At 42.7% G+C, this 20,365-nt stretch carries 17 protein-coding genes; 13 read left to right on the forward strand and 4 right to left on the reverse strand.

What is annotated here, in order from left to right; all coding sequences use genetic code 11:
- Positions 1–3 precede the first annotated feature (3 nt).
- Together asnS and trpS are read left to right on the forward strand one after the other, a co-directional pair.
- Positions 4–1,395: an asparagine--tRNA ligase gene (asnS, locus tag HMPREF9420_RS09865; RefSeq protein WP_007135515.1), complete on the forward strand. Its 1,392-nt coding sequence runs from the start codon at positions 4–6 to the stop codon at positions 1,393–1,395.
- 2 nt (positions 1,396–1,397) lie between these two features.
- Positions 1,398–2,483 carry a tryptophan--tRNA ligase gene (gene trpS / locus HMPREF9420_RS09870; RefSeq protein WP_007135516.1) on the forward strand — a complete coding sequence of 362 codons (1,086 nt, stop codon included), beginning with the start codon at positions 1,398–1,400 and terminating at the stop codon, positions 2,481–2,483.
- Between the two features lie 600 nt (positions 2,484–3,083).
- On the opposite strand, the gene HMPREF9420_RS13620 is transcribed toward trpS, so the two are convergent.
- Positions 3,084–3,221 carry a hypothetical protein gene (locus tag HMPREF9420_RS13620; protein ID WP_007135518.1) on the reverse strand — a complete coding sequence of 46 codons (138 nt, stop codon included), beginning with the start codon at positions 3,219–3,221 and terminating at the stop codon, positions 3,084–3,086.
- A gap of 322 nt (positions 3,222–3,543) precedes the next feature.
- Between HMPREF9420_RS13620 and HMPREF9420_RS09875 the strand changes: the two genes are divergently transcribed.
- Positions 3,544–4,476, forward strand: a complete 933-nt coding sequence (locus tag HMPREF9420_RS09875) for a hypothetical protein (protein WP_007135520.1) — start codon at positions 3,544–3,546, stop codon at positions 4,474–4,476.
- The gene (locus HMPREF9420_RS09880) at positions 4,451–6,586 is read left to right on the forward strand and encodes a hypothetical protein (protein WP_007135521.1); all 2,136 of its coding nucleotides are present in this window, start codon (positions 4,451–4,453) and stop codon (positions 6,584–6,586) included. The genes HMPREF9420_RS09875 and HMPREF9420_RS09880 overlap by 26 nt, the downstream gene beginning before the upstream one ends.
- Here the strand turns inward: HMPREF9420_RS09880 and HMPREF9420_RS09885 are convergent.
- From HMPREF9420_RS09885 to HMPREF9420_RS09895, 3 genes are read right to left on the reverse strand one after another with little or no spacing between them, the layout of a single operon-like run.
- Positions 6,577–7,332 (reverse strand): sigma-70 family RNA polymerase sigma factor, encoded by a 756-nt coding sequence (locus HMPREF9420_RS09885; protein WP_044079219.1) that lies wholly within the window; start codon positions 7,330–7,332, stop codon positions 6,577–6,579. The genes HMPREF9420_RS09880 and HMPREF9420_RS09885 overlap by 10 nt on opposite strands.
- Complete coding sequence (locus HMPREF9420_RS09890; protein WP_007135523.1) at positions 7,310–8,374, reverse strand: DUF4435 domain-containing protein; 1,065 nt, start codon at positions 8,372–8,374, stop codon at positions 7,310–7,312. The genes HMPREF9420_RS09885 and HMPREF9420_RS09890 overlap by 23 nt, the downstream gene beginning before the upstream one ends.
- A gap of 16 nt (positions 8,375–8,390) precedes the next feature.
- Positions 8,391–9,200 (reverse strand): AAA family ATPase, encoded by an 810-nt coding sequence (locus HMPREF9420_RS09895; RefSeq protein ID WP_007135524.1) that lies wholly within the window; start codon positions 9,198–9,200, stop codon positions 8,391–8,393.
- A gap of 150 nt (positions 9,201–9,350) precedes the next feature.
- Between HMPREF9420_RS09895 and HMPREF9420_RS09900 the strand changes: the two genes are divergently transcribed.
- The 9 genes from HMPREF9420_RS09900 to HMPREF9420_RS09940 all read left to right on the forward strand — a co-directional run bounded on the left by HMPREF9420_RS09900 (position 9,351) and on the right by HMPREF9420_RS09940 (position 20,321).
- Entirely contained in the window at positions 9,351–10,214 is an 864-nt protein-coding gene (locus HMPREF9420_RS09900) for a DMT family transporter (RefSeq protein WP_248628104.1), read from the forward strand.
- Positions 10,215–10,335: 121 nt separating this feature from the next.
- Positions 10,336–11,625, forward strand: coding sequence for an O-acetylhomoserine aminocarboxypropyltransferase/cysteine synthase family protein (locus HMPREF9420_RS09905; RefSeq protein WP_007135526.1), 1,290 nt, complete (start codon positions 10,336–10,338; stop codon positions 11,623–11,625).
- A gap of 65 nt (positions 11,626–11,690) precedes the next feature.
- Complete coding sequence (gene cysK, locus HMPREF9420_RS09910; RefSeq protein WP_007135527.1) at positions 11,691–12,638, forward strand: cysteine synthase A; 948 nt, start codon at positions 11,691–11,693, stop codon at positions 12,636–12,638.
- A 489-nt stretch (positions 12,639–13,127) separates the two neighbouring features.
- Positions 13,128–13,919 carry a polysaccharide biosynthesis/export family protein gene (locus HMPREF9420_RS09915; protein ID WP_044079220.1) on the forward strand — a complete coding sequence of 264 codons (792 nt, stop codon included), beginning with the start codon at positions 13,128–13,130 and terminating at the stop codon, positions 13,917–13,919.
- 5 nt (positions 13,920–13,924) lie between these two features.
- Positions 13,925–16,201, forward strand: coding sequence for a GumC family protein (locus HMPREF9420_RS09920; RefSeq protein ID WP_169309704.1), 2,277 nt, complete (start codon positions 13,925–13,927; stop codon positions 16,199–16,201).
- The gene (locus tag HMPREF9420_RS09925; RefSeq protein ID WP_007135530.1) at positions 16,182–17,465 is read left to right on the forward strand and encodes an oligosaccharide flippase family protein; all 1,284 of its coding nucleotides are present in this window, start codon (positions 16,182–16,184) and stop codon (positions 17,463–17,465) included. The genes HMPREF9420_RS09920 and HMPREF9420_RS09925 overlap by 20 nt, the downstream gene beginning before the upstream one ends.
- Entirely contained in the window at positions 17,446–18,660 is a 1,215-nt protein-coding gene (locus tag HMPREF9420_RS09930) for an O-antigen ligase family protein (RefSeq protein ID WP_147625667.1), read from the forward strand. The genes HMPREF9420_RS09925 and HMPREF9420_RS09930 overlap by 20 nt, the downstream gene beginning before the upstream one ends.
- Before the next feature lie 16 nt (positions 18,661–18,676).
- Positions 18,677–19,441 (forward strand): glycosyltransferase family 2 protein, encoded by a 765-nt coding sequence (locus HMPREF9420_RS09935; protein ID WP_044079221.1) that lies wholly within the window; start codon positions 18,677–18,679, stop codon positions 19,439–19,441.
- Positions 19,442–19,448: 7 nt separating this feature from the next.
- Complete coding sequence (locus HMPREF9420_RS09940) at positions 19,449–20,321, forward strand: alpha-1,2-fucosyltransferase (protein ID WP_007135533.1); 873 nt, start codon at positions 19,449–19,451, stop codon at positions 20,319–20,321.
- Positions 20,322–20,365: the final 44 nt, after the last annotated feature.

A 20,365-nucleotide genomic window follows, 5' to 3' on the forward strand; every position in this document is an offset into this window, starting at 1 on the left:
AAAATGAAAAGAACAAAGATTATCGATGCATTGCAATGCACCGAATATGGCAAGGATATTAACGTGAAAGGATGGGTTCGTTCCCATCGAAACAGCAAGGCAGTTGATTTCATTGCACTCAACGATGGTTCTACAATAAACAACATTCAGATTGTCGTTGATCCGACTTCTATGGATGCCGATACACTGAAAAGCATCACAACTGGTGCTTGTATCAGTGTAGTTGGCACATTGGTACAAAGCCAAGGTGCTGGCCAGACAGTCGAAATACAAAGTAAGGAGATTGAGATTTACGGCCTTTGTCCATCGGATTATCCGATGCAAAAGAAGGGACAAAGCTTCGAATACATGCGAAAGTATGCGCATTTACGCCTCAGAACGAATACCTTTGGGGCTGTATTCCGCATCCGACACAATATGGCTATTGCCGTACATAAGTACTTTCATGACCATGGTTTCTATTATTTCCATACGCCAATCATAACTGCAAGCGACGCAGAAGGAGCCGGAGAGATGTTCCAAGTGACTACGCTTGACCTCTCACGCACGGGTAAAGACGACACGGTTCCATATGAAAAGGACTTCTTTGGAAAGAAGACTAACCTCACGGTTTCTGGTCAATTGGAAGGTGAACTCGGTGCAACCGCACTCGGAGCGATATATACTTTCGGTCCAACTTTCCGTGCAGAGAACAGTAATACGCCTCGACATCTCGCAGAATTCTGGATGATTGAGCCTGAGGTTGCATTCTTAGAGCAGGATGAACTCATGGACTTGGAAGAGGACTTTATTAAGTATTGCGTGCAGTGGGCACTTGATAACTGCAAGGATGACCTTGAGTTCCTCAACAAGATGATTGATAAGACGTTGCTTGAGACGTTAGAATCGGTTGTAAAAGAACGCTTTGTGCGCCTCACTTACACTGAAGGTATCCACATTCTCGAAGAAGCTGTTAAGCAGGGACATCAATTTGAGTTCCCAATTACAGGCTGGGGAATGGACTTAAGCAGTGAACATGAGCGCTATCTTGTTGAAGAATACTTTAAGCGTCCAGTCATAATGACCGACTATCCGAGTGAGATTAAAGCCTTCTATATGAAGAAGAATGCCGACGGAAGAACCATGCAAGGCACTGATGTGCTATTCCCTCGCATAGGAGAGATAATCGGTGGCTCGGTAAGAGAAGAGAGTTATGACAAGTTAGTGGCTGAAATTAAGGCGCGAGGAATGGAGAAAGATAGCTATAGTTGGTATCTCGATACGCGCAAATATGGCTCATGTCCTCATGCCGGTTTTGGCTTAGGGTTCGAGCGTCTCATTCTTTTCGTGACCGGAATGCAGAATATTCGCGATGTCATTCCGTTCCCAAGAACACCTAAAACTGCTGAATTCTAATTATGGGGAAAATCATATTAACAGGTGACCGCCCTACAGGTAAGTTACATTTAGGCCACTATGTAGGCAGTCTTCGACGTCGTGTGCAGTTACAAAACGAAGGAAACTACGACCGAATGTTTGTGTTTATGGCCGATGTTCAAGCCTTAACAGACAACGCAGACAATCCCGAGAAGATACGACAGAACATCATTGAGGTGGCCCTTGATTATCTTTCGGCTGGTCTTGACCCTCAACTTTGCACCCTATATATACAGAGTCAGATTCCAGAATTGGCCGAATTGACTACTTATTTGATGAATCTTGTCTCTGTTTCGCGTGTACAACGCAACCCAACTGTAAAGACTGAGATTAAGATGCGTAACTTTGAAGCTAATCTTCCGATGGGTTTCTTCTGCTATCCTGTGTCACAAGCTGCCGACATTACGGCCTTCAAGGCGACCACAATCCCTGCAGGTGAGGACCAAGAGCCTATGATTGAGCTCACACGTGAACTCGCACGACGTTTCAATCAGGTGTATAGCGAAGTGCTTGTTGAGCCAAACATCCTGTTACCAGAGAATGCAACAGCACGCCGTTTGCCAGGAACAGATGGCAAAGAGAAGATGAGTAAGAGCCTCGGCAACTGCATTTATCTTAGTGATGACGCTGATACGGTTTGGAAAAAGGTAAAGAGTATGTATACAGATCCAACGCATGTAAACCTCAATGACCCTGGTCATGTTGAGGGTAATGCTGTGTTTACCTATCTTGATGCATTCTCAACCGATCAGGATTTCACTGATTTCTGGCCCGAATTCAAGAATCTTGACGAGCTTAAAACTGCCTATACACATGGTGGTATCGGCGATATGAAGTGCAAAAAACTATTGAATAGCGTCATTAATCGCATGCTTGATCCTATTCGCGAGCGTCGCCATACGTTTGAACAAGATATTCCTGAGATCTTCAACCTCTTGAAAAAGGGTAGTGAACAAGCTCGGGAAACCGCAGCACAAACCATGGATGAGGTTCGAAAAGCGATGCAAATAGACTACTTTAACGATGCCGCTTTGATACAACAGCAGGCAGAAAAGTATAAAAAGTAGAACAGAACACGAGCATATATCCTATATATAATAAGGTGAAAGGCTACAGCTTTTATGCTGTAGCCTTTTATTTTATGTGTAGAAGACTAATAAAATAAGCACTTAGCACATTCGGAGGATGCGCATAAACAATTTGCATGAGGCTTTCATTCACTATGATTTCTCTCTTGATTGAATTGCTTTCTCGTTTACGTTTGTATGTTGTTGATTTTCAGATACTTTGTTGTTGTGGAACAAAGTGCGTCATTTTATCTTGCAATTCCATTCATTTCATTAGACAATTTCAGTCATTTTATGTGGTAAAACACGTCAAATTACACGACAATCTGGCTTACTTTATTGCATGAGACCTGGCAGTTCACAAGTCAAATTGCGTCATTCTATATCATAATTTAATGAGGATTTATGAGGAAAAGCACAAAACCAATCGCATTATTTCCGTGCAATAGTTACACAGCTCGTATTTATTGATATGGCAACGCTGTAAGCGTTGTGCTTTTTATAGCCCTGGGTTGGCGAGCGAAAGCGAAGTCTACCCTGGGTCGTTTGCCGTGAGTAGCAACAACGCTGTAGGCGTTGTACCTTTTATTTATTAGCTTTTTATCGCGACATTCCACGCAGAAAAAGCACAACACCTACGGCGTTGGCCTCCTCCCTACATGCATAACCCAGGGTAGGCTGACGCCAACCCTGGGCTATAAAAAGCACAACGCCTTCAGCGTTGAACTGCAATGACATTGCAATCTACGTCAAATTGGTGCGCAATCAACGTCGTTTCATGTGGTTGTTTGGTGCAAATTGCGCGCAACTTAGCTGTTAATCTCATGGAGCTATGCTTTGCATCAAAATATGTTTTGATTTCTATGAACTTATGTTTTGTGTTTTCTCACAAGTTGTAGTGCATTAGTCTTCTTGTGTGTTGTATAGAGGTGGCGTAGTAGTCTGATAGCTTTCGTGGGTTCATTTTATGAAGATAGGTTATCAAAGTTAAAGATTTAACATATTCATAGGAGTTTTTCTATGAATAATTCCTATCTTTGCAATTATAAACCCGCCGTAGATGAAAGCGAGAAGAGAGTTGGTTTTTCTTTTGTTTTTGGTGCTTTTAACAGGTTGTAAGCATCAATCCACGACACAACATGCGTTAAGGAGTGCCTATTATTGGAGCACATCATGGCGCAATGACTCTCTTGTTGCAAACCGAGTAAAGGGATTAAATAAGCTATACTTACGCTTTTTTGACGTTGTTTTGAGTCGCGAAGGTAATCCAACTCCTAATGCAACGTTGCAATTCGCAGCCAAATTGCCCCATCATTTAGAAGTAATTCCTGTTGTTTTTATTACTAATGATGTGATGAAATCAGGCACTAATGGGCGTGATTTGGCACAAAATATATTGCGAAGAGTATTAAAAATGTGCGAAACTAATGATATTCTCACTCCAAAAGAGCTTCAGATTGACTGTGATTGGACCCTTAGTTCGCGTGCTCATTACTATGATTTTCTGACGCAACTTCATCATCTTGCCGTTAAGAAACATATCACTTTATCGACTACAATACGTCTACATCAGTTGTCACAACATGTTCCTCCCGTAGACAAAGGTGTGTTGATGATGTATAACACAGGTGACTTCACGGATATAAACTGCACACATCCAATCCTCGATCTAAAGGATGTAATGCCTTATTTGAAGCATTTGAAGAACTATTCTTTGCCCCTTTCTCCTGCTTATCCATTGTTTTCTTATCGCATTTTGTTTAGAAACGGTCACTATAAGGGCATACTTCATGCCGACAATGACCTTCCGGTGTTGCCCGGAGACAGCGTTGTTGTGAGAAAAGCTACCATAGAAGATGTGCTCAAAGTAAAGCGAATCATCGAAGACTTACGGCCAAGTTTGCGTGACGAAACTATCATTTATGACCTTAGTCCCAATCATATTGTAAATTATTCCCCCAAAGATTATGAAAAGATTTATCGTGCTTTTTAGCTTCCTTTTGACGCTATCCTTGCGCTCGTTTGCCTGTGGTCCTGAGCCAATCATACATAACTTCTATATGATGTGCGTTATTAATGAGAGCGAATTTAGCGACACTTCACCAGACTTTGTCACGCCGTTGTATAAGTATTGGCAGGCATATACGGGCAAGAAAGAAGGTTTCTTTGACAACGATTGTAGCCTACTCGTTGAGACAGCTCGGCGAAAACACGATGCCGAAATGCTTGCTTATGTGCGCAATATCGCTAAATATCAGCAAATATGTGTGCAAAAATATGAGCGGTGGGATTATCCTTCAAAAGCTGAAATCGCATTAGAGAAAGCACAATTACAACGTATGCGCAATGCCGCTCTTAACTATAAGGGGAGTCGTTTAACTCAACAATACACTTTATTGCTGATGCGTTGCTATTTGTTGGAAGCCAATGTCAAGGGCATTCTGAATGTGTGGAACACGCGTGCAAGCCGTTTTCCTGTTGGAATATATAAAGAAATATGTCGCAATATCTATGCTTATGCGTTGTTGAACAGCGGGCATCGTAACGAAGCGCTATCCATTTATGTGAGTCAAGGGGATGTAAACAGCATTCAATGGGCTGCTCGTAATTTCCAGAAATTGGATGGAATTAAAGTCATTTATCATGAGAATCCCAACTCTCCTGCATTGCGTTGGCTCGTTCAAAACTATGTAAATACGGTTCAAGATAATGCAGATCTCGATTGGATGTATGACTATGTAGGTGCTGATAACACACAACAGGAGACAGAAGCTAAGGCATTTATAGACTTCGCTGAACATGTAGTTGCATCGCGAAAGAGTAGTGAACCCGCGCTGTGGAAAGCCGCTTCAGCGATGGTTTCCTATACACTTGGTGATATAAAAGCAGCCGAATTGAAGAGCCGTTTGGCTATGACGATGAAGGGAACTGTACTTGAATGTGACAATGCTCGGGCCATTCATTTCCTTGCTTCAACGGCTTTGATGCGTGAAGGTGCACCATTTGATGCCGACTTTATTGTCAAAGAATTACGCTTTCTCAATAGTAAAGGAACGCCATATCCGTGGGACATGAATTACTATTCACGTGTTTTCAATCGTGTTGTGACGCAGAATATCATAGCATATTATGCTAAGCATCACAATCATAATATGGTTGCAGCCGCTCAAGGCATGTTAGAGCGTCGGCGACTTCCCAAAAATGATCATGAATATACCTATAGTCCAGGTTACTCAAGATATGCAAACTATGACGAATACTTTGGTAGTTTAGACTCGATGACGGCGAATCAGTTGCGTGATTATATTGTTTTCATGCATGAAAAACATGACAACGATGTGCTGGCTCAATTCATTTTGCAGCAAAATAAGTATCGGAATCCAAGCTATTTTAATGACCTTTTAGGAACCAAACTCATTGCCGAGGGACGCTTTTCAGAGGCATTACCTGTGTTGAAGAAAGTGCCATTATCTTATGTGAACGGCCTTGGTATCGCGCTAATTATGGCTCATCGGGATTATAAAAAGCCGCGTTGGTTCTTCAAACAGCGTGTAAAGGATATTTATGATCTTGGTGTAGACGAGGAACTTGAAAAGGTTTCGCTGAAATATAATCAGAAGATTACGTTCTGTGAAGACATGAGTCGTTTGGAACAACGTTATGAATTAGCCAACGATGCGACGCGTCCTGCGTTGGCATTACAGCTTGCTGTGCGCTATTATCAAGCTTCTTGTTATGGCGATTGCTGGTATCTGACGCATTATGATAAGCCTTGTGATGATTCAACTCGGGCCTGGGAAAAGGACTTTGCACAACAAGCAATGACATATCTTGACGTAGCTAAGAAAGATGTTAAATTGAAACAAGAAGCTCTTTACGCCCGAGCTTATGTGCAACTAAACGTTACCACGAACGGAAGTTGGTATGGATATGATTTTAAAGGGTATCAACAGCTCCTCAAACAAGCCCCTGCTTTGGATAAGGTTTATAACGAATTGCTGTTTTATGTGAATAGAAACCCCAAACAACTTGCTGAATATGTGACGAAATGTGATGTGATAAAGCAACTGCAAAAGGGTGGGTATGTGGCCTACTATAAGTAGGCCTTGAGCATATCTGAAGTCGTATTGCGGTTTAGTTTGCGTACAGCCTTGTTGCGAATCTGGCGTACTCGCTCGCGTTTTAGCCCCATTTTCTCAGCTATTTCAGCAAAGGTGAGGTGGGGTTGGCCTATTCCATAGAACGCTTCTACTACGTTTTTCTCACGTTGATTGAGGATGTTCATGGCCTGCATAAGCTCTTCTTTGACCGACGCTTCAAGCACTTCTTGGTCTGGACGCGCTGCATTGGGGTCGGAAAGTACGCTGAGCAAGCTCATGTTTTTACCATTTTCTAAGGGTGCATCAACGGAAAAAGCACGACTGTTAGCCTTCTCTTCAGGGCTATTTTCATGCTTTGGAAGTCGGAATATGCCACTCTGTTCGTTGACAGCTGCCTCAATTGCTCGGCGAACGAAAGGCTCGGCATAGCCTACAAAGCGTAGACCGCGACTGCCATCAAAGCTCATTGCTGCCTTCATTAGGCCAATATTGCCTTCACTGATGAGGTCAAGAATGGCTACACCGCGGTCAGTATACTGCTTCGCTATAGCCACAACGAAGCGTAGATTGGCTGAAGTCAGCTTGTTGATGGCACGTTCTGAGCTCGCGCCTCCTTGCTGAATCTGCTGTGAAAGTTTGTTTTCTTCGTCGTCAGAAAGAAGTTCTTCCTTTCCAATCTCATTGAGATAGAGATTCAATGACTCACTTTCGCGTTCAGAAAGTGGCTTACCTGTTTTTATCTTCTTCATCTTTTCTTGTTTTATTTTGGTTGTCATGAGTTATTGATGTGGCTGAGAACTTCTGCTGCCCAGCGTCTTTCAATGCCTCAAGTATTTGGTTATATTGTGTCGAAAGCATGTATCCGAGGTTCTTTTTCAACATCGTTTCGGCATCACCAACACTGTTTCTATAAGCTGAAATCTCTGTTTTATACTGAAGATTATGCAGAGATTGGCGGCCAATTTCTATTTCGCGTTCACGCATAAGCCTACTACACACACGCTCAAGCAATGGTAATACGACGTGATTAAATAGGTGATGACCTTGTATATAAAGGTAGGTGTTATGGGGATGAACGCCTAATCGCTCCATGTCTTGTCTTACTTCTTCATAGCTTTCACGTGCATCGGGATAGCGAAGTGTTAGTTTTTCAACCGCTTTTTCCACCTTTTTGTGCAGTTGTTCGAGTGTGACTTCGGGATAATCGATATTGATTTCGCCCATTTTTATTGCGTGATTGAAGTCTGATAAGGTAAATTCTCCATAGTGAGTAGACCTATAAAACCAGATATTCCACACGAAAAGTGGGTATATAATCTCGGAATATTGTCTCATGAAGTCATTGAAATCAAACACCGAATGGTCGTTTAACGACACAGCAACAGCAACGTTATGAAGAGATGAAGCGTAGCATTGTAGGTTCTCAATTGAGTATGCATACGTGTGAAAGACAAAGGGATTACTGAGCAATATGCGTGAATTTGGCGAGGAACCCTGCATTAAATAGTCGTAATCGGCATCCACACAAGCTATCATATCCTGTCCAACGGCTTCAAGAAGACTGCTGATTGCTGCTTTCTTTCCACGCTCTAAATGAGTTGATCGCGTAGGAAGCATGACCTCAAAAAAGCGCTCTTGCGTCTCAAATTGACTGAGAATAGTACGCCAAAAGAATACATCTTCATAGCTTTCTACATAGGCAACAATCTTTCGTTTGGCATATTTTGAAGTCAAACGATTAGCTGCTTTGAAGTAATTTGAAGTGATATTGTCTCTCAATCGGCGTCCCATTGTCTGCTGATGTCTTTTATAATGTGATGTCGGTAACCTCAGTTACGTGATCCATCCAGCCGTTCATGATGACTGCCGGACTATGTGTTGCCAAGATAAGTTGCACATTTGGGTTCAACTGTAGAATGAGATCAATAAGTTGTTTCTGCCATTCGAAGTGCAAACTAACCTCAGGTTCGTCCATGAAAAGCACGTAAGGTTTACAGTCTTCGACAAGAACGGTCAACAAAATCACTAACATTTGCTTCTCACCGCTTGACAGTTGATAAGGTGAAAGCACTTCTCCCAGTTGGGTAAAACGAATCTCATTCTCACTTCGAATGATACTTTTCCCCGTCTCTTTGAATAGATTATCGATGATGTTTTGAAACAGATTCTTCCCTTGAGAGATGCTTTGTGCTTGCTCAGTTGCGTCATTTCCTCCGCGCTGTAGCACCTCAATGATGCGGTTTCCGACGTTAACTTGATAGTCAAGATACTTCCGTTGCAATACGAATAGCTGCCAATCAAGTTCTGTTTTCAGGTTTTCCATTTGGGCAAGTGAGTCACTACTGACCATCGGTCGGTCGAAAGAACGAATCACATCGTATCGAATCCACTTGGCATCTGACGGTTGAACACGCAGTCGAACGCCTTTTAACATGTGGCTGGGGAACTCTCCTCCCTGGGCAAGTCCACGGATAACCTTCGATAATATCGTACTTTTTCCGACGCCGTTAATACCACTTAGGATGTTCACCTTGCGGTCAAGATTCCACAAAATGTGCTTTGTTCCACTCCAAAGTGACTCAATCTCTATCTGTTCTATATAGTCTGCGTATTTCATTTCCTATGATATCTATAGCGCAAATATAATAAATTAAATGCGATGTAGCATGTAGTGACGACATTTTTTAATACTTTTGTGTGCAAGAAATGATAGAAAGAAATGAATATTCGGCATAATCTTCCATTACGATCTCATGTGAGTATGTTAATGGCTGAAGTCTTTTGGGGACTTATGGCGCCTTTAGGTAAGGACGCAATGAGCCATGGTATCGATGGGATTACTATGGTATCACTGCGTGTTTTCTTTGGAATGGTGCTCTTTTGGCTAACTGCTTTGTGTTTCAAACGGGAGAAAGTACCTCTTCGTGACAAGCTTCTTTTTGGTGCAGCAGGCCTCTTTGGACTTACGTTTAATCAGTGTTTGTATACTATCGGACTAAGTATTACCTCGCCAGTCAATTCAAGTATTGTCACAACTTCAATGCCGATATTCGCTATGGTGCTCTCTTTTCTCATCCTGAAAGAGCCAATTACACTCCAAAAAGCCCTCGGAGTATTCATCGGTTGCTGTGGAGCAGTGACGCTTGTACTAACGAGTGCTGCCGCGATTAGTGATAAAATAGGAGACATTCGCGGTGACTTGATGTGCATAGGTGCCCAACTTTCCTTTGCACTTTACCTTTCTTTATTCAATAAACTCATTAAACGTTACTCGGTGTTTACCGTCAACAAATGGATGTTTCTGTGGGCAACCATATTCATTTGGCCCTTTACTTTTACGCATGTTTCAGGCGTTCAATGGAGCGATGTGCCTCGAATGAGCTTATTAGAAGCAGGTTTTGTCGTCTTCTTTGGTACGTATTTGAGTTACATTCTCACCATGGTTGGCCAGCAATATCTACGTCCTACGGTGGTCAGTATATATAATTATGTGCAACCGATTGTGGCAGTTTCCGTTAGTCTTGCAGTGGGATTATGTGTCTTTACATGGCTGCAGGCTGTGGCAGTTGTATTGGTTTTCATGGGCGTTTGGTTCGTTATCAAGAGCAAATCAAGGCGAGAACTGCAATGAAATAATGATAGATACCATCATTGTGGTATGCAAAATGCCTATAATGTGCGATATGTCGGCTCATAATTAAATCCTACCTTTGCAACATAATTACTAACATCATAAAAGAAAGGATTAGACAATGAGCAACGAAAAGAAACTCCATTTCGAGACATTACAGCTTCATGTAGGACAGGAACAAGCCGATCCAACCACTGATTCACGTGCCGTTCCAATCTATCAAACTACATCTTACGTCTTCCATAATGCCCAACATGCTGCTGATCGCTTTGCATTGAAAGATGCAGGAAATGTATATGGTCGTCTCACTAACACCACTCAAGCTGTTTTTGAGGAGCGAGTTGCTGCATTGGAAGGGGGAGTTGCTGGCTTAGCTTTAGCCTCTGGAGCTGCTGCAGTGACGTATACCATCACGAATATTGCCTTTAGTGGTGACCACGTTGTAGCCAGTAAAACCATCTATGGAGGCACATATAACCTCCTCGCTCATACCTTAAAGCGACAAGGAATCACTACAACCTTCGTCGATCCTGACGATTATGATGCGCTCGAAGCAGCCATTCAGCCTAACACAAAGCTTGTATATATAGAGACGTTAGGTAATCCTAACTCTAACATTTCAGACATAGAACGATGTGCAGAGATAGCACATCGCCATGGATTACCATTGGTTATCGACAACACCTTTGGCACTCCATATCTCATTCGGCCTTTAGAGCATGGCGCAGATGTTGTTGTTCACTCTGCAACGAAGTTCATTGGTGGACACGGAACGTCTTTAGGTGGTGTCATTGTTGATGGTGGTTCCTTCGATTGGAAAGCCCAAGGAGATCGTTTTCCAGGCTTTACTGAGCCCGATTCTTCCTATCATGGCATCACGTTTGGTGACCTTCCAGCACCTTTTGTGACTCGAGTTCGCACCTTGTTACTACGTGATGAGGGCGCAGCGATATCTCCTTTTAACGCTTTTATCTTGCTACAGGGGCTTGAAACGCTTAGTCTTCGTGTTGAGCGTCATGTCTATAATACGCTCAAAGTGCTTGATTATCTGAAGCAACAACCCATGGTTAAGAAGATTAATCACCCTGCTTTGTCCGATCATCCCAATCATAATCTCTACCAACGCTACTTCCCTAATGGTGCAGGAAGCATCTTTACGTTCGAGATTAAGGGCGATCAGAAGACGGCATTCGACTTTATCGACCATCTAAAGATATTCTCTTTACTGGCTAATGTGGCTGATGTTAAGAGCTTGGTTATACATCCTTTGTCTACTACTCACTCTGAACTTAGCCGCGAAGAAGCAGCAGATCAGGGAATCTTTGAAAGCACTATACGTCTCTCAATAGGTACAGAACACTACCAAGATATTATCGATGACCTCGATCAGGCCTTCGAAGCAGTAAAGTAAATGAAAGGAAAGGGGAGGCTTTTTATAGCCTCTCTTAAGTTAAACAAATATTAAGTACAGGAAATATGACAAAGATTTATAAACAGATAACAGACCTTATAGGTCACACTCCCTTAGTAGAACTCCCGAAATATTCAAAGTTTCGTGGTGTTGATACGCCTATTATAGGAAAAGTTGAGTATTTTAACCCAGGCGGAAGTGTTAAGGATCGCATTGCCTTGGCAATGATTGAAGACGCTGAAAAGGCTGGAAAACTCAAGCCGGGAGCTACAATCATCGAGCCAACGAGTGGCAACACAGGCGTTGGTTTGGCTTTAGTGGCAGCCGTGAAAGGCTATCGTCTCATTCTCACCATGCCCGAAACGATGAGTGTAGAGCGTCGTTCTTTGGTGAAAGCTTATGGTGCTCAGGTGAAACTTACAAGCGGAAAAGATGGTATGAAGGGTGCAATCAAGGCGGCAGAAGAGCTTCGTGACAGCATCGAAGGTAGCATAATACTCGGTCAATTCACGAATATGGCCAACCCAAGAGTACACTATTTGACCACTGGTCCAGAGGTTTGGAGTGACACAAATGGCCAAGTTGACATCTTTGTTGCAGGCGTTGGAACGGGTGGAACGATTACAGGCATCGGCCAATATCTAAAAGAACAGAACCCCAATGTACGCATTGTAGCCGTTGAACCCACTGATTCTGCAGTGTTAAGTGGCGGCAATAGTGGACCTCATAAGATACAAGGTATCGGCGCAGGCTTTATCCCTGACACCTACAATAGTGCTTATATAGACGAAGTTTTCAAAGTAGAAAATGACCAAGCTATACTTACTGGTCGCCTGTTAGCACAGCAAGAAGGTCTCTTAGTGGGTATATCTTCGGGCGCAGCTGCCTTTGCTGCCACCGAGATTGCACGTCGTCCAGAGAACAAAGGCAAACAAATCGTGACGTTGTTCCCTGATACTGGAGAGCGTTATTTGTCTACCGTTCTCTACGCGTTTGACGAATATCCCCTCTAAAACTCCATGCTAAATTAACCACTAATAGTTGAGTTTGCGAGCCCTTTCGCTCTCTTTTCGGGGCGAAAGTGGCTTTAATGTGATAAGCAAGTCACACTATTTATTGTAAAATTCGGCTCGCATAGCTGCCACAACTGAATGTAAGCGCTGAATCATACAGGCTATTTGTAAAAACAACGCCACTCGCTTCTCTTTAGCTTTTTATTCAAACAATATTCTTATTGCTATTATTTTGTAATCCATTGGCATTCAAAAGGTTATAAGTAGTCAATCGAAATGTATTATAACCTCCCATGATTTGAATTGCAATGTGCGTCATTTTAGCGCATGATTTGCGTCATATTACCTACTAAAGTGTACCGAATTACACGCTCATTTGCGTCATATCGTTTTATCATCTGCTTTTATCGTTGAGGCTTTTTGCAACGAAAAAAGTTGTATAAAATAAAATATCACGCGCACAAGAACGTTATAATACAAATAGAAAGTATGAATAACATCAAGATAAACACCTTATTTGCACTGCTGATTTGTGCGTTCTTAGCTGCTTGTACGCCTAAGAATTATAACTATTTACAGGACTTAAAGAATGGCGAAACTATCAGTTTGCCTACTAATGGCACTGTGACTTTCGAACCACAAGATAAGATTTCGGTTATTGTTAAAGGCAAAATTGCGGAGTTAAATAGCCTGTTTAACCATGTCGTTAGCACGAATTTGAATGCTGGTTCGGTGCAAGGTAGCCAATATGTTGTGGGGTATACGCTCGACAATTCAGGCAATATAGACTTTCCTTTGCTTGGAACAATCCATTTGGCAGGCCTCACTCGTGCGCAGGCTGAACAGCTTATCAAAACGAAGTTGGCTGAAAGTGGCTTGTTGAAAGATGCTACTGTGACCATCGACTACATGGGATTGACTTACAATGTGCTTGGCGAAGTAAACTCTCCTGGGCGAAAATATATCACGAAAGATGCTACAACAATCTTTGATGCCTTAGGAGACGCAGGCGATATTAACCTATATGGCAAGCGCGATAGCGTCGTTGTAGTTCGTGATAATGGTCAAAGCAAGCAGGTGTTTATCGTCAATTTGAGCAATGCAAAGGATGTTTATACCTCGCCGGCATACTTTATTCATCAGAATGATCTTATCTATGTGAAGTCTAATAACATGAAGATTAGACAGTCAACCGTCAATGGTAACAACACAAGGAACTTTGCTTTTTGGAGTTCTATCGCTTCAGTCTTGGCAACAATTGCCGTGTTAATCTTTAAATAATGGCTATGGATATCAAGGAATGTGAGCGTGTTGTCGTTGGAAAAGAACGTCCGTTGAACTATCATCAGTTTGTTATCAGCTGCCGAAAACATTGGTATTGGTTTGCTGTTTCAGCCTTTCTTACCACGTTGTTCAGTTTGATTTTCGTGCTAATGGCAATGCCTAAGTACGAGCGTTCGGCTGAAGTGATGATTAAAGATGACGACACTTCACGTGGTGTTTTGAATGCAGGCAGTCTCAGTATGTTCTCATCTCTCGGCCTGATGAATGTCACTTCAAATGTCAATAACGAACTAAAGGTGTTTCAATCTGTGGCGACAATGGAGAAGGTTGTAAAGCGATTGGGACTCATGACGGGCTATTTTAGTCCGCAATGGATAGGTAGTCGTGAACTGACGAAAGACGAAATGCCTGTTATGGTGACGTTTCCTGGCCTGAAAGATGACGACAAAGCGAGTTGTATTTTGCAGCTAAAGAAAGATGGAAGTCTATCACTTTCCACCTTCAAACGTAATAAAACGAAGTTTGAAGAGACCATAACGGGGCATGTAAATGAGCTGGTTAAGACTCCACTTGGACGCATTGCTATAGTGAAAAACGCCGCTTTTGCCAAGGCTTTTCAGGGAAAAGACGAGCTGAAATTCAAGATAGTGAAATATGAACTCTATGATGTTGCTGAGCGTTTAGGAAAACATATCAAGATAAATCTTGTCGATGACCAAACCTCTGTCATTGATTTAAGCTACCAAGACATTAGTGCTAAGCGTGCAGATGAAGTGCTTCGGACGCTCATTTCGGTTTATCAGCAGTCGTGGTTAGCCGATAAAAACAGCAGCATTGATGCCTCTACATCATTCATTGACGCTCGAATTGGAAGCTTGGAAAAGCAACTTAGTGCGCTCGATGGTAATATTTCAAAGTTCAAAGAGACCCATAAGATAGTTGATTATGACGAGAATGCAAAGGCTGCTTTGAGTCAGATTGCGACGACAGATGAGGCATTACAGAAGCTCAACAATGAGCTTTATGTGATGAAACACATGCGAAACATGATGCCGAAATACGGCAAACTGCAACTCCTTCCGGCTAATCTTCTGCCACAAAACCAAAGCATCTCTTCGCAGATTCAAGACTATAACGAACTTATTCTCAAGCGAAACACCATTGAAGAGAATAGTAGTGGCAAGAATCCTATTGTCGAATCGTTAGACAATCAGATTTCATCCATGCGCTCAGCAATAGGAAATTCACTCGAGCAAGGCGTCGAACAATTGCAGATTCAAACGTCAAAACTCAGTGCGGAAAAGGGCTTTTCAACGAGTCAAATGGCTTCAGTTCCGTCGAAAATCATGCAGATTCTTCCCACGGAACGACGCCAAAAGGTGGTTGAAGAGCTTTATATCTATTTGCTTCAAAAGCGAGAAGAGAACAGCATCTCACAGATATTTGGCACGAAGAACCTGCGAATTGTCACACCACCATCGGGACTTCAGGCACCTGTTTTCCCACGAAAGGCGCGCACAACTGCGGCTGGTTTCCTTTTAGGCTTAGTGCTTCCACTGATTGTTTTGTTTGTAAAGGAGAGCCGCAACAGGCGTATTCGTGGGCTCAATGGGGTCGAAGGAGCTGATGTTAGCATGGTGGTTGCGCTGCCATGGGTAAAAGATGGCGTTGTCACGGTGAGCAAAGGAGGGCGCGATTTGAATAATGACGCCTTCCGAAATCTGCGTATGCAGGTGGTCGAAAGTGGGGCTCAAGTGGTGCTTTTGACGGCTGTCACGCCACAAGTAGGACGGAGTTATGTAGCCATTAACTTGGCAAAGGCGCTCAGTTTGATGGGAAAACGTGTGGCTTTATTTGATGGTGACTTCAGAACACAAGGCCTTCGGTCACTCCTTGGCTTGCAGAATGCGCGCCAAAAAGACTTTACTGAGGTTGGAACAACATGGAAAGAAGCTCTTTCTTCAACGTCATTGATTGAGCAAGTTGATGTCATTTCAGGAGATTGTTTGGCTCAAAACCCAGCTGATTTCCTTTCATCTGAGTCGTTCAAAAGCATCATTCAAGACCTTAAAGGCACGTATGATTATGTTGTCATTGATGGTCCTTGTCAACGTTATATGACTGATGTCGCCTTGTTGGAAGACGTGAGTGAGTTGCAATTATTTGTCTTACGAGATGGTGTTTCGACGGTAGATGATGTTGAAAAGATAGAACATCATGCAGCCGAGACACACACTTCACCTGTTGGAATCATTGTTAATGGAACGCCTTCTGCGTAAAATCAAGTCGTCGGATATTGCAAAACGTATTGCAACGGGAGCCTTTTGGTCGTTGACAGGCACTGCCATTGGAAAGTTTTGTGTGTTGATTAGCGGCATTGTTTGTGCGAGAATCCTCGGTAAAATGACTTTCGGCGAGTTCGGAATGATACGTTCTACGCTCGGAATGTTTATCGTTTTAGGAACTACCGGCATAGGCGTTACGGCGACAAGATATATCTCTCAGTATCAAAAGGAAGAGAAAGCGCATGCTGCTTCCATTTATTTCATGTCGCAACGCTTTTCATTTCTCACTGCATTATTCATTGCATTAGCCGTCTTTCTCTTTGCCGATACCATCTCTTCTGCCTTACTTCATGAGCCCAAGCTAAGTCTTTCGGTTCGCTTTGGCAGTCTGATGATCTTTCTTTCGATATTGAATGGCATGGAGAATGGGGTCTTATCAGGCATTGAAGCCTTTGATAAGATTGCACAAAACACCTTCTTTGGCAGTATCACGGAATCCATATTGATGCTTGTCGGAGCTTATTTCTGGGGCTTGAATGGGGTAGTTCTTGGCTTTGGTAGTGGCATATTGATGCTCTATTTGCTTAATCATAGGTCGGGAAAAAAGCTTCTTCGTCGCAAAGGAATAGACCTTTCACACCGCCATGTCATTCATTCCGATTGGCGATTAGTTTATCGTTACAGTGTGCCGGCTACCATTTCAGCCCTTAGTGTCACGCCAGCTTTCTTTGTGATTCGAGCCATATTTGTGCATCATGAGAGTTATTCGGCGTTGGCAATCTATGAAGCTTCCGACCAGATTAAAGTCATTTTGCTCTTTATTCCCACGGCAGTTAGTCAGATTGTTCTACCGATATTGTCAAGCATTCAGAATCAAAAGACGTTCAAAAAGACATTAAATCTAAACACGTTTCTTATCTTTGTAATCACTGCTTTGGCTGCAGGTGTAACCATCTTACTTAGTCATCAGCTGATGAACCTCTACGGATCAGATTACAAAGAGACGCTCCCGCTCGTGTTACTTGCCCTTTCTACCATCTTCTCTGCAGTCTCTAATGTCATCGAAATGTCTGCTTATAGCAAGGATTATGTGTGGAGTATGTGTGTCATCAATTTGATTTGGGCAGGCAGTATGATTGCATTTGCAGCCTTCTTTGTGGGAAAAGGTGCTGGAACAACAGGCCTTTCACTCTCTGTTTTGTTGTCATATTTGCTCAAAACTATTATCATAAGTATCTATGCCAAGTGTAAGATTTAGTCATGATTTGATGCATATCGAACGCCGATATTGGTTGTTTGGTGCAACGATTGTATTGTTCCAGTTGGCTGGTTACAATGCAATGACGTTGTCATTACTGGCATTTTCACTCATACTTTTGTTCTCTACGGAGTGCTTTTTCAATAATGTTCAGGCGTTGAAATGGTTCTTATCGTTTTGTATAGGAACGCTGTTTATTGGGCTCATCAAGTTATTTTTCAATGATGCCAGCATGAAATCACTCATGATGTGGGGGCAGTTTTATCTCCTTTGCTTTGCACTTCTCGGCTTGAAAGACCGCAAACAAGCACTCCAAGTGTTGAAAATCGTGGTCTATTTAATCTTTATCGGTGACCTGATTTCCAATCTTTTACTCATGCTTGGCTTTGATCTTCCGTGGTCATCTCTGCCTCCCAAGCGCATAGGAGAGTTCTTTCCACGCTTCACAGGCATTAAAAACAACACGTTATATTCAGGGAGTATCTCTTTTCTTGCACTCTGTTTCACTCTCCACGAGCGTCAGTTGCCCAAGTATCTCCATAGACTTTTGCTGGCGATGATGGTCTTTAATCTCGTTCTTGCAAGCTCTTTTCGTTACTACATTGCCTTGTTTTCGGTTGTCATACTCATCAAATTCCGACTTTATTCGCGCCAGAAGTTGTTAAAGATGGGCTATGTTGGCACAATCATTCTTGTGGTCTTGGCTACTTGGTTGACGCGAACCATCAGTTTGAGTAATAGTCTTCGCTGGCAATTATGGAACAACACATTGGATAGAATCACTGAAAATCCGCTGTCAGGTATAGGATTTATGTTTCAGGAACTAAGCGAACATTCGATGGTTAGCTATCATAACTTAGCCATGTCTGGCGTTACCGAGTCGACGATTCTTTTGATTATGCTCTGCTTTGGCCTACCCATGACGTTGCTGTTTCTGGCAGTTATTGCGCAAACGCTATCGAGAATGCGGCTCTTTTCGACCTATTCCGTCACGTTAGGACTATTCCTTAGTCTCTCATTAGACCTCTTTTGGGGTGGTAGTTGGGATAATATTCTCTCATTAAGTCTGTTCCTTCTGAGCCTTTATGGCATCAATCATGAGGGCTATTTTCAGCAAAAGGCAGAACAATATCTATCGAAAGAACAGCGCGAACCGCAGTGTTCAGCAGATGATTCGCATAAGTTCAACGAATAACTTCACACAGGTCATTATGTTTTTCACGATTATCATCCCCACTTATAATAACCTTTCGTTGCTGAAACTCGCTTTAAGTTCGTGCCAACGCCAGCGTTTCAGTGACTTTGAAGTTATCATTACAGACGACTCTACCAATGAGGTTATCGAGGAATATGTTTCTCATCTGCATTTACCTTGGCTGAAATATCATCGCAATCAGTCCTCGCTCGGAGCGGTAAACAACTGGAATCACGGACTGACCTTAGCCAAAGGAGACCACATTATGGTGCTACATCACGATGAAAGTATGGCATCTGACGACTTCCTTACACGTGTTTCGGCCGCCTTTTTACCTCAAGTTGATGTTGTGGTTAGTAATGTTTCAGTGGATGGAAGGCGGCAAAAGCGGTGGCTTCATCATGTGTTGTCACCTTTGCTTCTGCATTTTCCAACAACCTTGTTTGCCTGCAATTTCATTGGTCCTACGGCTTGTTTATGCTTTAAAAAGGAGCAAATGCAGTTGTTTAACCCCTCACTTTGTTGGGCCGTTGATTATGAATGGTATTACCGAATGCTTCAAAACAGCCGCGTGCGCTATCTAAGGACGAATTATATCCGGTCACATCATGGCCACAAAGGGCAGATTTCGCAGACCATTGACATTCAAAAGGTCAGGCAAAGTGACAATGAAACGTTGCGTAAAATGTATGTATCTCATTTGCGCATACGTTTATTTCTATTTATAGGAAAATCCATTCACAAATTCCTTTTGGCTTTACATCGTAAACGAACTCATTGATATTGACATGAAAATCATTAAGATAATAGGCGGACTTGGCAACCAAATGTTTCAATATGCGTTAGCCATTGCATTGCAACAACAATATAAAGACGAGGAGATTCGGCTGGACTTGAATTGCTTCCGAGGGTATAACAAGCATCAAGGATATTTGCTTGACGAGATTTTCGGCCGCAGATTTCGAGCTGCTTCGCTTCAAGAGGTGGCGCGATTGGCTTGGCCTTATCCGCATTATCAGCTTTGGCGAGTGGGCAGTAGAGTGCTTCCGAGGCGACAAACCATGGTGTGTGAGCCTGCTGATGGCAGCTTTTCACCAGACGTTTTGACGCTTGAGGGCAACCGATATTATGATGGTTATTGGCAGGATGAACGCTATTTCAAGGCCTATCGCAAAGAGATTATCGAGGCTTTTAAGTTCTCTCCGTTTGTGGGTGACGGCAATCGACACGTTGAAAACATGCTAAGAAATGAGCGCTTTGCTTCTCTTCATGTTCGGAGGGGCGACTATTTGAATGATGCTTTGTATCAAAACACGTGTGGAATAGACTATTATCAGCGGGCCATTTCACAAATGAATGCGATGGCAAACCCATCTTGTTACTTTATCTTTTCAGACGATATCGCTTGGTGTAAGACACATATTGAACCGCTATGTGAGGGACATCGCCCGTACTATATAGACTGGAATAAGGGTAAAGAGGCTTATCGTGACATGCAACTCATGGCACTTTGCAAGTATCATATCATTGCAAACTCTTCTTTTTCGTGGTGGGGTGCATGGTTGAATGACGCAGAAGATGGCATCACAATAGCCCCACAACAGTGGTATTCGCATGGAAACAAACCCTCTCCAGCGTCAGAATCGTGGATAAAAGTCTAAATGTTGCGGGATGAGATGAGTGTAAACACGGCCCCTTTTACCTG

Source organism: Segatella salivae DSM 15606 (assembly GCF_000185845.1).
GTDB lineage: Bacteria > Bacteroidota > Bacteroidia > Bacteroidales > Bacteroidaceae > Prevotella > Prevotella salivae.